The sequence below is a fragment of the Nonomuraea sp. NPDC049269 genome, from assembly GCF_043197155.1.
GTDB lineage: Bacteria > Actinomycetota > Actinomycetes > Streptosporangiales > Streptosporangiaceae > Nonomuraea.
This window is the reverse complement of record NZ_JBICSO010000012.1, coordinates 102,249-116,851: the sequence shown is the minus strand read 5'-3', so window position 1 is coordinate 116,851 and position 14,603 is coordinate 102,249. Positions and strand designations below refer to the sequence as shown.

Genomic DNA, 14,603 nt, shown 5'->3' with positions numbered 1-14,603 from the left:
ACCACAGCCGCCGGACTCGGCCGGTTCTCAGTTGTTGAGGAGCCGCCATGTGGTGAGGGCGAGTCTGGCGCGGGTCAGTCCGGTGGGTTCGGTGAGGTCGATGCGCAGGGTCTTCGCGAGTTGCTCGATGCGGCGGGCGACGCTGCTGTGGTGCAGGTGGAGGAGGTCGGCGGCCTGACGCAGGGAGCCGGTGGCGCAGTAGGCGTCCAGTGTCTCCAGGTCTTCCGGGTTGTCGGCCATGCGGGCGATGGCGGTCACGTCGGTGTTGTGCCGGGCGGTGTCGGGGGGTATCTCGGTCAGGAGTGTCAGGGCGCCCAGGTCGTCGTAGTGGATGACCGGCTGGCGTGCGGTGGTGAAGCGGAGGGCGGCGCGGGCTTGCTGCCAGGATCGGCTGGGGCTGTCGGTGGCGCCGATGCCCGCCCGTACGCCCGATGGGAGCCGGGCCGGGTCGATGGTGGTGGCCAGGATGACGCCCGCGTCGGCGAGTGGCGCCGCTTTCACCGGGCGGGTGGGGCAGAGCCGGCCGGCGATCTGGTCGAGGGGAAGCTGTGAGCGTACGGCGAGGACGTGGATGGGCAGGTCGGCGGCGAACCCCAGCAGGCGTAGTGCCCGGGCGGTGGCGGCGTCGTCGCTGTCGGTGCTGATCGCGAGTTCGACGAGCGCGGGGTCGGCCATGGTGGTGCGGGCCGGACCGTACTTCTCGGCGGCGGCCGCGGCGGCGATGGCGAGCCGGTCCAGGAGCAGTTCGTCGAGGGGGACGGGTGGGCCGGGGCGCTCCAGCCATACCGTGCCGATCTCCTCCTCGTCGAGGGTGATCGGCATCGTGGTGGACGCGGGAGCAGGCGGGGTGGAGGCGTTTCTGCCGTCGGGCGCCATGCGGATCGCCCGGCCCGTGCCGTGGAGCCGCAACCCGGCCACGCACTCGGCGAGGACCGCCGAAGCCCGGGCGAGCGCGGGGAGGTCCACCCGGCGGCGCATCAGCGTGTCGTAGAACTGGACGACGCGAATCGCGCCTTCGGCCTGCGCGTCCAGGTGCGACAGCCGTTCGGCCAGTGCCTCCATAGCAGGAGGATAGCGCCGATCGGTGCGCGGCCAGGCGGGGATGTCCGACGGATGGCGGGTGATCTCGGGAATGGCGACCGTGAGAATGGTCGACATGAATCCCGAACTTGAAGCGTTCCTCCCGTTGATCCCCCGGGTCGAGCTGGCCGACCCGGTCGCCGCCCGCGCGAACTACGCCAAGGCGGCCGCCGCGAGGCCGGCAGCGGACCTCGCGGACCTGGAGGTCGAGGACCGGATGGTGCCCGCCGATCCGGACGTGGCGGTGCGGATCTATCGCCCGCGCCAGGCCCAGGGCGCCGTCGTCTGGCTGCACGGTGGCGGATTCGTCATGGGTGACCTGGACACCGAGCACCTTTGGGCCGCCCGGCTCGCGGATGCCTCCGGTGCGGTGGTGATCTCGGTGGGCTACCGGCTGGCTCCCGAGCATCGGTTCCCGGCCGCGCTGGACGACGTCTACGCCGTGGTGTCCTGGGCGGCCGAGCACGCCGCCGAGCTCGGCATCGACGCCGGGCGGATCGCGGTCGGCGGCCACAGCGCCGGCGGGGGGCTCGCGGCCGCGGTGGCGCTGCGGGCGCGCGATGAGCAGGGGCCGCCGATCCGCTTCCAGTTGCTCAACGAGCCCGAGCTCGACGACCGGCAGGAGACCTGGTCGGCACGGAACTTCACCGACACGCCCTGGATAAATCGCGATGTGGTCACCGCATCGTGGCGCTACTACCTGGGCACCGCCGTGGCCTCGCAGTACGCCGCCCCGGCACGGGCCACCGACCTGTCCGGCCTGCCACCCGCCTACATCGCCACCGCGGAGTTCGACCCGAACCGCGACGAGGACATGGGCTACGCGCTGCGCCTGCTGCAGGCCGGTGTGTCGGTCGATCTGCACCAGTGGCCCGGCACCTTCCACGGGTCGCAGGCGATCCTGTCCGCTGACGTGTCACAGCGGCAACTGGCCGAACTCGCCGCCGCCCTGCGCCGTGGCCTGGCCGACTGAGGTCGTAGCGGCCGATCTACCTCATGGGGTGCCCGCACCCGGCCGTCGCACCATGAAGACGTCGACCGGGTCCTGCGCCTCCACGGTGAACCCGTGTCGCTCGTACAGCCGCCGGGCGGCGCTGCCCTGCAGGACGTTCAGGCGGACGAGCACGTCGTCGGCATCGGTCCGCTTCAGCAGCGTCCGCAGGACAGCCGATCCGAGCCCCCGGCCCTGGAGGCCGGGATCGAGATAGAAATGTTCCAGCCACCGCCCGTCCTCGGCCGGGCGCACTGCGACGGAGCCCGCGAAGGCGCCGTCGGCCACGATGACCGAGGTGTGCTGAGGAGAGAAGGCATCCCGCAGCCGCTGCCGGACCCGATACTCGTCGAACCGTCCCAACCGCTCCAGGTCCGGGCGCATCACCGTCGCTCGCAGCTCCACGATCGCCTCGAGATCCGCGGGCTCCGCGGAACGCAGCGCCCATTCCACGGGACGGCCCGTCCTCGTGCTTGTCTCCATGGGCGGAGTATCTCAATGGCCCGCTTTAGGGCACAAATCGGGCGTCGTCACGGCGGTCGAGTCCGCAGGGACCCGAGAACGGCTGCCCGCGACAGGCGTGCGAGCAGCCGTCCAAGCAGGTGCCACTACAGCGTCAGGGTCCATCCGTTGATGAAGCCCTTGTCGCCCTTGGCGAGATCTTCCGCGCGGAGTTTCCAGGTGCCGTTGGATGGTGAGGCGCTGGCGTTCACCCAGTAGCTCTCGTCGATGTTGTCGGTGCCGTCCTTGGCATCGGCGGCACGTAGCGCGTACACCTTGCCGTCCGGCGCGACCAGGTCGAGCTTCAGGTCACCGCGCCAGGTGTGGTCGATCTCGACGTGGACATGGGTGCGGGTGGGGGCGTTGCCGTTGAGCCAGGCCAGGACGATGCTGGATTGGGCGACGCCGGGATCGGGGATGGCGGTGTCGTCCCAGTTGCCGAAGCAGGGCAGCCGGAGCGACCAGCCGTCGATGAAGCCGGTGTCGAGCCATTCGACGTCCTGCACGCGGAGTTTCCAGGTGCCGTTGGCCTGGGACGCGCTGGCGTTGACCTGGTAGGTCTCGTGCAGGATGTCGGCGCTGTCGTTGGGGTCGTTGGCCTGCAGCGGGTAGACCTTGCCGTCCGGCGCGATCAGGTCGATCTTCAGTTCGCCACGCCAGGTGTGGTGGATGTCGACGTACACCTCGGTGGTGGCGGGCGCGGTGCCGAGCAGGCCGGCGACCGCGATGGAGGAGGTCACCGTGCCGTGGTCGGGGATCGCGGTGTCCTTCATGTTCTCGTAGTACGGGGTGGGCCAGGCGCCGGGGTCGGGGGACTTGCCCAGTACGGCGGCGTCGACCTGGATGCGGGGGGTGGTCACGCCGCTGTAGGTGATGGCTTTGCCGGTGGTCTTCAAGGCAGTTTCGAGCTGGTCCAGCGTGGCATCGGGCATGGCCTGGCGCAGTACGGCCAGGGCGCCGGTGACGTGCGGGGCGGCCATCGAGGTGCCGCTCATGTCGGCCCACTTGCCGCCGGGGACTGAGGAGACGATGGACACGCCGGGGGCGAACAGGTCCAGCAGCGCGCCACGGTTGCTGAAGGCGGCCACGCCGTCCTGGTCGGTGGTGGCGCCGACGGTGATGGCCGAGGACACGCAGGCGGGGGCGGCCACGGCGGCGCCGTAGCCGTTGTTGCCGGCCGCGATCACGGTGGCCACGCCGGCGGCGCGCAGGCTGTCGATGACCTTCTTGCGCAGGTCGTCGTCGCAGGCGGCGCTGTGCAGGCCTTCGCCCAGGCTGAGGTTGGCGGCCACCAGCGGCACGCCTTCGTCCTTCAGTTCCAGCACTTTCTCCAGGCCGGCGATCTGGTCGCTGGTGAAGCTGGCCACGCACGGGGCGGCGCCCGCCCCGCACACGCTTTCGGAGCTGAACTTGGTGAACACCTGGATGGCGACGACCTCGGCGCCGGGCGCGACTCCGGCAGGCGGGGCGCCGGTCACGCCCGTGCCGTCACCAACCGCGATGCCGGCCACGTGCGTGCCGTGGGCGCAGCCCAGCGCGACGACGGCGCATGGGCCCTGGTCGGTGTCGGCGGAGCCGGGCCCTTCCTGCGCGATGGTGCCGTCGGGACACAGGCTGGTGGCGGAGTAGTTGTCGTCGATGGTGGAGAAGCAGGCCTCCTCCAGCACCCGGTCTTTGAGGAAGGGGTGGTTGACCGCGACGCCGGTGTCCAGCACGGCCACCACGCTGCCGGCGCCCGTCTTGCCCGCGGCCCTGGTCTTGTCCGCGCCGATCAGCGGGATGCTCTCGGCCAGTGACGGCCGCGCCAGTTTGTCCTCGCTCACGCTGATCACGCTGGGCAGCTTGGACAGCCGGTCCAGGCCGGCCTGGTCGACGTGCAGGGTGGTCAGGGGGAAGCGGGACAGTTGCCGGACGACCTGGCCGCTTGCGGCCGCGTCCGGCATGTCGGCGCGGGTTTTGCTGAGCACGTTCACTCTGATCTTGCCGGTGGCGGCCACCCGCGCGCTCAGCTGAGGCTCGATATAGGGAGCGGCCGAAGCGGCGGCTGTGGGAGTCGCTGTAGAAGCCGTTGAAGGGGCCTCCGCCGCGTAGGCCGGCCCGGTCCCGATCGCCGTGGCCGCCAGCGCCACGATGAGACAGTTTAAGACTCGTAATTTCATGACGTACCGCGCCTTACATAAAGGAGGTGCAGGGAAACGACACCGGCATGAGGGGTGGCCGGACGGCGGCCGATGCCGCCATCCGGCCTGAGGAAGGGTTCCCGAGGAAAGGTCCCTAAGGAAGGTCCCCCGAGGAAAGGTCACAGCGCAGGTTTACGTTCTGCTCGCGCCGTTCTTAGGGCCTACCGAAAGTAAGGACGGCCGCGTAATAGACTGCCGCGATCCTCTTGCAGCTGGGCCGCACCAGGAAGAAGTAGCCCCCGCACACCTTGTCCTTCAAGGTGATGAAGAAGCGGGTGTCCACGTCGGCCTTTCGGAACCACGTGCGGTCGAGATAGTACCTGTAGTGCATCCTCTGGTTGGTCATCAGGCCATACCCGTAGTCATGGGAGTCACAGGCCGGTCGGAAGTCGAACCCGAGGGGGCGGTCCGCTCCCGGCTTCGTGCAGTGGTCGTAGACGATGCCCCGGACCTTGAAGCCGCTGGCGGTACGCTTCCAGCCCGGCTGCCGCCATTTGCCGCCGTGGTATGCCCAGGCCGAGCAGCCCGACTTCGTGTACCACATCCAGGTCTTGGCCGTGTCACACTTCTTCGGGTAGGACTGCGCAACGTCCACGCCGTCCGGCAGGAAGTCGCTGGCCGGCGGCTCGGTGGCGTTCGGGTCCTCGCTCCCGGCCGCGCCCTCGGTCGTCCCGCCGTTGGCCGGCGTGTCGGTGCCGATGGCGGTCACCTGGGGAGCGGCGACGCCCGCCGGGAAAGTGAGCTGCCATGCGCCGTTGATGGCGGACTCGATCGATGACAGGCGTCCCACCGAGTCGTAGGCATAGGTCCCCTGGGTGGCGCCGACGCTGGGGTCGGTCACGTTGCGCAGGAGGCCGTTCAGGTCGTAGGCGTAGCTGGCCTCGGTCTGCGGCGCCTCGGTTCCGGAGGTGACGGTGACTTCCTTGAGCCGGCCCGCGAAGTCGCCGAGGGAGGTGCCGGCGGCCGTGGTGGTCGCGGCGTAGGTGAACTTGGTGACGGACGCAGGGTTCTCGCCGCGCGCCGGTTCCTTGACGGTGCTGACCCGGCCCTGGGCGTCGTAGGCGACCGTGGACTTGCCGAGGGCGGCGGTGCCCACGCTGATCACCCGCCAGGGGTCGGCGCTCGGCGCCCCGGACTCCCGTGACCAGGTGTAGGTGAACTGGAGGTCGGCGGCGCTGACGGGCGTGCCGTCGGGGTTGGTCAAGGGCTCCTTGCCCTCGTCCACGGGACCCAAATCTGTCGTGAACGACTCGACTGTCGTGGTGCGCATCACTCCGATGAGCGCGTCCCACTTGGTGGTTTGGGTGATCTTGGATCCGTCGGTGGCCTCGTACGTCTGGACGCCGCCGCCGTCGGGGAAGGAGACGCTGCTCTTCAGGGGGTAGCTGGTCGACGTCCCTTCCTCGAGGTCAGTGACGACGAACGTGCCGTTCTGGCTCTCCAGTTTCCGGTTGATCTGCCCACCGGCGAACTCGGCCTGCCAGCCCGGCCCGAAGACCCCCAATTCGGGGCGGGTGGCCGGGGCCGACTGCGGCCGGGCCAGGTCGCCGGTGGTCATAGCCACACCATGCTTGCGGCTGATCGCGCCGGCGGACACGTCCAGTTCGGTGAGCTGGAAGGTTTTGGTGTCGGCGGAGTACTGGCCGGGGCCGATCTCCTGAACGTTGGCCAGCGGCGGATCCGCGGTCACGGTGGCGGCCGTGGCGGCGGAGGCGGCGACGGCGACCTCAGGGGCGAGGAAGGGGAAGAGCATTGACGCCGTGAGGGCGACAGGAAGCGCTAATCGGCGCAAGTGGTGCCTCCAGGTAAAGACAGTAAGTGATTTGATCACCTGGAGAGTAAGTGTTGGTAAATCGTTTTGACAAGAGCTCCATTGGAACGAGGTTCGAATCGCCTGTGCGGCCATGTCCCCGGGGGTGATTTATTTATGCGTTCACGCAGGTCGAGGGGTTGTATGGCGAGTTTATGGTGAATTTATGGCGACGGTGTGGAGGCTTCGATAATAATGACCTCGGGGGCATGTGTGAGGGCTTATTCGGCCATTCACAAAATGCGAGACCGTGGGAAACGCGGCGGGCGCGGGTCTGCTGACCGCAGCCGTTCGCGCCCGCCGCTCAAGGGTGCCGGCTACTTCCACACGGCCTTGCCGAGGATGGCGCCCAGGCCCGGCGTCTTCCAGTGGTCGACGACGATCACCTTCTTGGCCTTCACGTACCAGACGCGCTGGGTGTAGGAGGCGACCTTCGTCCTGCTGCCGTCGCAGGACACCTTCCACTCGGTGAACCGCGCCCGCTGCCCGGTCCCGAACGCCACCGTCGAGGTCCTTACGCGGGTGGCCTGCCCGCTGTAGTACTTCTTCATCGGCACGCACTCGATCACGCCGCTGCTGGGATGGTAGGGCCGGCCAAGCCGGTACGCGCTGCCCTCGGAGGCGTACTTGACCGCCTGGGGGCCGCCCAGCAGGAAGCCCTCGCACTCGGCGGCCCGAGCGGAGCAGGCGCCGGTGACGACGCGCAGATCGACCCCCTCCTTCTTGACCTTCCACTGGGCGGGGACCTGGAGGGTGAACCCCTGGAACATGACCGGCTTGGTGGCGACATGAGCGGGCGAACCGCTCAGAGCGAGAGAAGCGCTGAGCGCGATAGTCGTGATCATGGGCGGCGATCCTACGGCGACCACGCTCCGCGTCGTCAACCCCGGTCGTGTTGATCACGAAAGGGTGCCGAGGCCGGGGACTTCATTCCATCCCGCTCGCCGGCGTGGCGATACTGGCAGGCCATTTGTCGGTCCCGATCTTTGAAGGGCGCCCCATGTACCCGCCACCGTTCACACCGCCACTGCCGTTACGTCCGGTACGCCTCCTGGCCAACCTCGCACTCGGCGCGCTGGCGCTCGACTGCCTCACAGGCCTCGCCGTCGCCGTGGTCGACTTACGGGAAGTGGCGCTCATCAACCGGCTGATCAGCGACCCCGACGCCGTCAGCGAGGCGGAGATCAACACGAGCGACATGATCTACGCCACGTCTGGATACGTGGAGACGGCGGTCTACTTCGTGGCCGGCCTGGCGTTCCTGATGTGGATGTTCCGGGTCCGGGCGAACGCCGACGTGCTGGAGCCCGACGGACACCGCCACCGCAAGCACTGGCTGATCTTCGGCTGGATCGCCCCGATCCTCGCCCTCTGGTTCCCGAAGCAGATCATCGACGACATCTGGCGCGCCTCCCGGCGGATCGACCAGCCACCGCGCTCCGGAGTGATCATCGCCTGGTGGACGGCCTGGCTGCTCAGCTCCTGGGTGTCCTACGTGGTCGTCAGACTGATCATCAAGACCGACGACCTGGAAGGGATCGCCGCCGCGGCCAAGTTCGACCTGGTGAACCTCGCGATGTGGATGGTCGCCGCGGCACTCGCCGCCGCGGTGATCCTGCGGATCACCAACGCGCAGGAAACGCGGCGGCTGGCGCCCTCCGTCGAGCCCGCCCAGCCCGCCTAGGCCGGGGAAGGGCGTCTGATCTGCCGTGAGATGCTGCATTCGTGACGACGAGCGAGCCCGCCGAACCGACTCCGCGCCGTGGTCGTGGCCGTCCCGGCTACGACCAGGCGGCGATCCTGCGCGCCGCGGTGGAGCTGTTCAACCGCAAGGGGTACGACGCCACGAGCATGGGAGACCTGGCCAAGGAGCTCGGGCTGACGAAGCCGGCCATCTACCACCACGTCACGAGCAAGGAGCAACTGCTCGGCCAGGCCCTCGACGACGCCCTCGACGAGCTCACCGCGGCCGTGACCGCGGCCTCCCGCGACCAGGCCGAGGCGACCGCCTACGAGCGGCTGCGCGAGGTGGTGCGGCGCAGCGTCGAGGTCCTCGTGGCGCATCAGCCCTCCGTCACGCTCCTTCTGCGGGTACGTGGCAACAGCGGGCTCGAACTGGCCGCCCTGGAGCGGCGCCGCTGGCTCGACGACCGCCTCGCCGCGCTCGTCGCGGACGCCGTCGCGGAGGGCTCCCTGCGTGACAGCGTGCCGCCGGCGCTGGTGAGCCGGCTGCTGTTCGGCATGGTGAACTCGCTGGTCGAGTGGTACCGCCCCGACGGCCTGTACGACCTGGCGACGGTCGCCGACGCCATCACCGTCATCGCCTTCGACGGCCTGACCAAGCACGAGCCCTGAACCCACCTCTCACCACGCGTAGAAGCCCTGGCCGGTCTTGCGGCCGAGGTGCCCGTCGGCCACGAGGTCGCGCAGGATCCGCGGTGGCTCGAAACGGGGTCCGAGCTCGCGGGCCAGATGTTCGGCGATGGCGAGCCGTACGTCGAGTCCCACCACGTCGGTGGTCCGCAGCGGCCCCATCGGGTGCCGGTAGCCGAGGGTCATCGCCGTGTCGATGTCGGCCGCGCTCGCCACACCCTCCTCGAGCATCCGCATCGCCTCGAGCGCCAGGCAGACGCCGAGGCGGCTGCTCGCGAAACCCGGCGAGTCCGAGACCGTGATCGGTGTCTTGCCGAGCGCGGCCACCCAGTCCTGGGCTTGCGTCACGAGCGCGGGCGTGGTGCGGCGCCCGGTGACGATCTCGACGAGGTCGCTCACGGGGACGGGGTTGAAGAAGTGCAGCCCGAGAAAGCGGTCCGGTGCGGCCAGGCCGGCGGCCAGCCCGTCGATCGACAGGCTGCTGGTGTTGGAGGCGAGCACCGTGCCCGGCGCCCGCTGCTCGGCCAGGGCGAGCACCTGTGCCTTGAGCGCCGCGTCCTCCGGGACCGCCTCGACGACGAGCTCGCAGGGGGCCAGCTCGCCGGGGTCGGTCGTCGTCCGCAGCCGGGAGACGGCGTCCTGGAGCGGAACCCCGAGCCGGCCTTTGTCGTGGGCCTTGGCCAGACTGCCGGTCACCCGGGTCCTGGCCCGGTCAGCCGCCTCGGGGTCGTTCTCCACGACGATCACGTGGCTGCCCGAGGCGAGGAACGCGTGCGCGATCCCCGACCCCATCCGCCCACCGCCGAAGACGCCCACCGTACGTGGCAGGGTCATGAGCGCCGGTCCAGGAATGCTGTCATGCGGGTGTGTTTCTCCTCTGTCTCGAACAGGATCGCCTGGGCGACGTCGTCGATGAACGGGTGTGCGGCTCGCGGGGCGTGGAAGACGGCCTTGGTCAGCCGGGTCGCCAGGGGCGCCCGCGCGGTGATGCGATCGGCGAGCCGATGGCCGGCGGCGAGCAGGTCGTCGGGCTCCACGACGTCGTTGAGCAGGTGTACGGCCCGTGCCTCGTCGGCCGTGAGGATGCGGCCGGCGAGCAGGATCTCCTTGGCCAGGGGTTCGCCGACGAGTTCGGCCAGGCGCCAGGCCGCGCCGGCCGCCGCGATGATGCCGAGGTCCGTCTCCGGGTTGCCGATGCGCGTACGCGGTGTGCCGATCCGGAAGTCGCAGGCGTAGGCGAGCTCGGCGCCGCCGCCCAGGGCGTACCCGTCGACGAGGGCCACGGTCGGCATCGGCAGCCGGTGGATCCGGTCGAAGATCTTCGAGTTGATGCCCCGCAGCGCGTCGTCCCGGTTGCGTTCGCGGAGCTGGGCGATGTCCGCCCCGGCCGCGAAGGCCGGCCCTTCGCCGGTGATCAGGACGACGCGCGGCTCCTCTTCGACGGCGGCGCACGCCTGGTGGAGCGCGGAGACCAGCTCGCGGTCGATCGCGTTGCGGACCTCGGGTCTGTTGAGCCGCCACACGACCCGGTCGGCCGCTTCTTCGATGATCAGCGTCATTTCGGGTGTCCTGTCGGCGTCCGTACGCAGGAGTGGGTCACGAAGGGCTCCTATCCATCAAGGAACAAGATCAGGCGTCGTAGTCGACGGTGACACTCTCGCCGACCGGGAACGTCTGGCAGGTGAGCACGAACCCGGCGTCCACCTCGGACGGTTCGAGGGCGTAGTTGCGGCGCATGTCGACCGCACCCTCACGGACGACGGCCCGGCACGTTCCGCAGACGCCGCCCTTGCACGCGAACGGCAGGTCGGCGCGCGTGGCCTGGGCGCCGTCGAGGAGCGTCGTCTCCCGGGACACGGTCGACGTCGCCCGCAGCCCGTCGAGCACCGTCGTCAGGACGCTGGTCGCGCCGGCCGGCACCTCGTCGGCCCGCCGCGGTCGCGGTGGCGGCTCGTCGACGTAGAAGAGTTCGACGTGGACGTTCCGCGCGGGGACGGCGAGGTCGGTCAGCACCGCCCGCGCGTCCTGGATCATGCGCAGTGGTCCGCAGAGCCAGACATGATCGAACACCTCGACCGGCACCAGATCGGTGAGCAGGCGGCGCAATCGGTCACCGTCGAGCCGGCCCGAGAACAGCTCCACCTCGCGCGGCTCCCGCGACAGGACGTGAACCAGCTGGAACCGGGCACCGTAGCGGTTCTTCAGGTCGCCGAGTTCCTCGGTGAACATCACGGTGCGGCTCGTGCGGTTGCCGTACAGGAGCGACACCTGGGCGCCGGGGTGGGCCAGCACCGTCGAGGCGACCGACAGCATCGGGGTGATGCCCGACCCGGCGGCGATGCACAGGTGCCGCTCTCCCCGTGCCGGGTCGGCCCGCCAGGAGCCGGTCGGAGTCTGCACGTCGATCCGCGTTCCCGGCACCACCTCGCGGACGAGCCAGGAGGAGAAGAGCCCGCCCGGTATCTCGCGGACCCCGATGCGCGGCGCGGCGCCGGCCGGCGCGCAGATCGAGTAGGACCGCCGGTGCTCCCGCCCGTCCACGACGCGGCGAAGGGTGAGCGACTGCCCCGCCTGGAAGGTGTACGCCTCGCGCAGTTCGTCGGGCACGGCGAACGTGATCGCCGCGGCGTCCTCGCACAGGTGGTCGACCGCCGCCACGGTCAGCGGCCGGAAGGTGGCGGACGCCCGGGTCGGCGCCGGTCCGGGCGCGAGCGTGGTCATCTCATATCTCCTTGACATGCTCGAACGGCTCAAGGCAGTCGGTACAGGTGTAGAGGGCCTTGCAGGCGGTGGCGCCGAATTCGGAGGTCAGCCGGGTGGCCGTCGAACCGCAGCGCGGACAGGTCGGGGCGGACCGCGCCGGTCCGAGCGTGAGCGCGATGGGCCCGGACGTCCGGCGGGCCGGGCCGGGCGCCGACAGGCCGGCCTCCCGCAGGGCGGTGCGGCCGCGTTCGGAGATCCAGTCGCTCGACCAGGGCGGGTCGAGCACGACGCGTACCTCGACGTGGGGGAAGCCCGCGTCGTTCAGGCGGTGGACGAGGTCGTCGCGCATGGTGGCCATGGCCGGGCAGCCGGTGTAGGTCGGGGTGATCGAGGCGATGACGAGCTCGTGGCCGTCCGCCGTCCGCTCCACATCGACACCGCGCAGGACTCCGAGGTCGGCGAGGGTGAGCATCGGCATCTCGGGGTCGCGTACCTGCCCGGCGACCTCGACGGCCCGCTCTCGGATCCTCGCCGGCGCCCGCTCGGCCCCGGCGGGCTCCCGGACCGTCAACGGCGCTCGCTCGGCCTCGGCGGCCTGCCGGACTGTCAACGGCGCTCGCTCGGCCTCGGCGGCTTGCCGGACTGTCAGCGGCGCTCGCTCGGCCCCGGCCGGCTCGGCGCCGTTCACCAGCGCCCGCTCGGGTGTGCGCGGGCGACCACCTGCATCTCGGCGAGCAGGTCGGCGAAGTCTTCGGTGTGCGTGCCGGTCCGACCGCTGCCCTCCAGGGGTGGGTGGTCCGGGCGGGCGACGCCGCTCATGGCGAGTACCTGGTCGAGGAGGGCGTCCACCTCGCCGCGCGTGGTGGCGGGGTCGACGCCGACGCCGGCGCGGGCGAGCGAGAGCTCGACGGGGTGCGTGGCGACCAGCTCGGGCTGGAGCGGCCACAGGGCGTCGAGCGCTGTGACGAGCCTGCGGCGCGACTCTTCGGTGCCCTGCGCCAGGGTGAGGAACCAGCGGGCCGCCCAGTCCCGGTGGTAGGTGACCTCCTTGACGCCCTTGGCCGCCACCGCGGCCAGCACCGTGTCGCCGCTCGCGCGCAGCCGCTCCAGCAGCGCGAGCCGAGCCACCGCGAACAGCAGCAGGCGGACGACGACGTGCCCGAAGTCGCCGTTCGCGACCTCGGCCAGGCGCACGTTGCGGAACTGTCCGGCGTCACGGAAGAACGCCAGCGCGTCCTCGGCGGGCACGGGCGAGCCCTCGGGGAGGGCGGGCAGGAGGCCGGGGTCGGCGGCGGCCGCCCGCGCCAGGAGCAGGCGCGCCTGCCCGAGCAGGTCGAGGGAGATGTTCGCCAGCGCGATGTCCTCTTCGAGGTCCGGTGCGCGGCTGCACCACTCCGTCAGGCGCTGCGACATGATCAGGGCGTCGTCGCCGAGCATGAGGCAGTATTCGGCGAGTTCGGTGTGGTCGACGCCGTCGGGCACCGTCGTGTCGATGCCGGCCAGCGGGTCCTCGAAATCGGTGCCGAACGCCCACTGGGAGGAGTCGCCGCCGAGCAGGCCGTCGTAGACGCTGCCGTGTTCGTCGCTCATGGTGATGAGTGTTCCGATCGTGTGGTGCTCACATGTGCGGGACGTTGTCGGGAATGTCGTAGAACGTCGGGTGCCGGTAGACCTTGTCGCCGTTCGGGGCGAACAGTGGGTCCTTCTCGTCCGGGCTGGAGGCCGTGATGGCGTCGGCCCGTACGACCCAGATGCTCACGCCCTCGTTGCGCCGCGTGTAGACGTCGCGCGCGTGCCGTACGGCCATCGCGTCGTCCGGGGCGTGCAGCGAGCCGACGTGGACGTGGTTGAGCCCGCGCTTGCCGCGGACGAACACCTCATACAGCGGCCACTCCCGCCGGTCGGCGCTCACCGGGCACCCGCCTCGCCGGACAGGCTCGCGCCCGCCTCGGCGGACAGGCTCGCGCCCGCCTCGGCGGATCGGCTCGCGAACGCCGACGCCGCCTCGCGTACCCAGGCGCCGTCCTCATGGGCGGCGCGGCGGTGGCTCATCCGCTGGGCGTTGCACGGACCGTCCCCGCGGATGACCGCGGCGAGCTCCTCCCAGTCCGGCTCGCCGAAGTCGTGGTGTCCGCGCTCGTCGTTCCAGCGCAGGTCGGGGTCGGGCAGTGTCACCCCGAGAGCGTCGGCCTGCGGGACCGTCATGTCCACGAACCGCTGGCGCAGCTCGTCGTTGGAGTTGCGCTTGACGCCCCACGCCATCGACCGCGCGCTGTTGGTGGACTCGGCGTCCGGCGGGCCGAACATCATCAGTGCCGGCCACCAGAACCGGTCCACTGACTCCTGCACCATGGCCCGCTGGGCGTCGGTGCCGCGCATCATCGTCATGAGCAGCTCGTACCCCTGGCGCTGGTGGAAGGACTCCTCCTTGCAGATGCGGATCATGGCGCGGCCGTACGGTCCGTAGGAGGTGCGGCAGAGGGGCACCTGGTTGCAGATCGCGGCCCCGTCGACCAGCCAGCCGATCGTGCCGACGTCGGCGTAGGACAGCGTGGGGTAGTTGAAGATCGAGGAGTACTTCTGCCGGCCGGCGAGCAGCAGGCCGGTCAGCTCGGCGCGGGAGACACCGAGGGTCTCGCACGCCGAATACAGGTAGAGGCCGTGCCCGGCCTCGTCCTGCACCTTGGCCAGGAGGATCGCCTTGCGGCGCAGGGACGGGGCACGTCCGATCCATTCGCCCTCGGGCTGCATGCCGATGATCTCGGAGTGCGCGTGCTGGGCGATCTGGCGTACGAGCGTCCGGCGGTAGGCGTCCGGCATCCAGTCGCGCGGCTCGATCCGGTCGTTGCGCGCGATGGTCGCCTCGAACCCGGCAAGCAGCCGCTCCTCCGCTTCAACTGTCATCTTCCCTCCAAGACCTCGGTCGTATTTACTTATCACTCGGTCAGTAATACGGTTGCACGGG

The 14,603-nt window shown here is 70.2% G+C and carries 15 protein-coding genes; 3 read left to right on the top strand and 12 right to left on the bottom strand.

Annotation, left to right across the window (positions count from 1 at the left end):
• Positions 1-27 precede the first annotated feature (27 nt).
• Positions 28-1,158: a PucR family transcriptional regulator gene (locus ACGFNP_RS52680; protein WP_393331424.1), complete on the bottom strand. Its 1,131-nt coding sequence runs from the start codon at positions 1,156-1,158 to the stop codon at positions 28-30.
• On the opposite strand from ACGFNP_RS52680, the gene ACGFNP_RS52675 reads away from it, so the two are divergent.
• Positions 1,157-2,053, top strand: coding sequence for an alpha/beta hydrolase (locus ACGFNP_RS52675; RefSeq protein ID WP_393331420.1), 897 nt, complete (start codon positions 1,157-1,159; stop codon positions 2,051-2,053). The two genes, ACGFNP_RS52680 and ACGFNP_RS52675, sit on opposite strands and share 2 nt — an antisense overlap.
• 21 nt (positions 2,054-2,074) lie before the next feature.
• Here the strand turns inward: ACGFNP_RS52675 and ACGFNP_RS52670 are convergent, their stop codons facing one another.
• From ACGFNP_RS52670 to ACGFNP_RS52655, 4 genes are all read right to left on the bottom strand, one after another.
• Positions 2,075-2,554: a GNAT family N-acetyltransferase gene (locus ACGFNP_RS52670; protein WP_393331417.1), complete on the bottom strand. Its 480-nt coding sequence runs from the start codon at positions 2,552-2,554 to the stop codon at positions 2,075-2,077.
• A gap of 125 nt (positions 2,555-2,679) precedes the next feature.
• Entirely contained in the window at positions 2,680-4,701 is a 2,022-nt protein-coding gene (locus ACGFNP_RS52665; RefSeq protein WP_358321106.1) for a S8 family serine peptidase, read from the bottom strand.
• Positions 4,702-4,906: 205 nt separating this feature from the next.
• Positions 4,907-6,505, bottom strand: a complete 1,599-nt coding sequence (locus ACGFNP_RS52660; protein WP_358321103.1) for a phospholipase A2 — start codon at positions 6,503-6,505, stop codon at positions 4,907-4,909.
• A 374-nt stretch (positions 6,506-6,879) separates the two neighbouring features.
• Entirely contained in the window at positions 6,880-7,407 is a 528-nt protein-coding gene (locus ACGFNP_RS52655; RefSeq protein WP_393331414.1) for a hypothetical protein, read from the bottom strand.
• A 155-nt stretch (positions 7,408-7,562) separates the two neighbouring features.
• On the opposite strand from ACGFNP_RS52655, the gene ACGFNP_RS52650 reads away from it, so the two are divergent.
• Both ACGFNP_RS52650 and ACGFNP_RS52645 read left to right on the top strand, forming a co-directional pair.
• Positions 7,563-8,246: a DUF4328 domain-containing protein gene (locus tag ACGFNP_RS52650; RefSeq protein WP_393331411.1), complete on the top strand. Its 684-nt coding sequence runs from the start codon at positions 7,563-7,565 to the stop codon at positions 8,244-8,246.
• 41 nt (positions 8,247-8,287) lie between these two features.
• Positions 8,288-8,917: a TetR/AcrR family transcriptional regulator gene (locus ACGFNP_RS52645; RefSeq protein ID WP_358321094.1), complete on the top strand. Its 630-nt coding sequence runs from the start codon at positions 8,288-8,290 to the stop codon at positions 8,915-8,917.
• Between the two features lie 9 nt (positions 8,918-8,926).
• On the opposite strand, the gene ACGFNP_RS52640 is transcribed toward ACGFNP_RS52645, so the two are convergent.
• The 7 genes from ACGFNP_RS52640 to paaA form a co-directional block, all read right to left on the bottom strand.
• A complete protein-coding gene (locus tag ACGFNP_RS52640) occupies positions 8,927-9,769 on the bottom strand; it encodes a 3-hydroxyacyl-CoA dehydrogenase family protein (protein ID WP_393331408.1) in 843 nt (280 codons plus the stop codon).
• A complete protein-coding gene (locus ACGFNP_RS52635) occupies positions 9,766-10,494 on the bottom strand; it encodes an enoyl-CoA hydratase/isomerase family protein (RefSeq protein WP_393331405.1) in 729 nt (242 codons plus the stop codon). Before ACGFNP_RS52635 ends, ACGFNP_RS52640 begins: the two co-directional genes overlap by 4 nt.
• 70 nt (positions 10,495-10,564) lie before the next feature.
• Positions 10,565-11,656, bottom strand: coding sequence for a 1,2-phenylacetyl-CoA epoxidase subunit PaaE (gene paaE, locus ACGFNP_RS52630; protein ID WP_358321087.1), 1,092 nt, complete (start codon positions 11,654-11,656; stop codon positions 10,565-10,567).
• Position 11,657: 1 nt separating this feature from the next.
• Positions 11,658-12,326: a 1,2-phenylacetyl-CoA epoxidase subunit PaaD gene (gene paaD, locus ACGFNP_RS52625; protein WP_393331402.1), complete on the bottom strand. Its 669-nt coding sequence runs from the start codon at positions 12,324-12,326 to the stop codon at positions 11,658-11,660.
• On the bottom strand, positions 12,323-13,228 hold the full coding sequence (paaC, locus tag ACGFNP_RS52620) for a 1,2-phenylacetyl-CoA epoxidase subunit PaaC (RefSeq protein ID WP_393331399.1): 906 nt from the start codon (positions 13,226-13,228) through the stop codon (positions 12,323-12,325). Before paaC ends, paaD begins: the two co-directional genes overlap by 4 nt.
• 28 nt (positions 13,229-13,256) lie before the next feature.
• Entirely contained in the window at positions 13,257-13,550 is a 294-nt protein-coding gene (gene paaB, locus ACGFNP_RS52615; protein ID WP_219538030.1) for a 1,2-phenylacetyl-CoA epoxidase subunit PaaB, read from the bottom strand.
• A complete protein-coding gene (gene paaA, locus ACGFNP_RS52610) occupies positions 13,547-14,542 on the bottom strand; it encodes a 1,2-phenylacetyl-CoA epoxidase subunit PaaA (RefSeq protein ID WP_393331397.1) in 996 nt (331 codons plus the stop codon). The genes paaB and paaA overlap by 4 nt, the downstream gene beginning before the upstream one ends.
• Between the last annotated feature and the right edge of the window lie 61 nt (positions 14,543-14,603).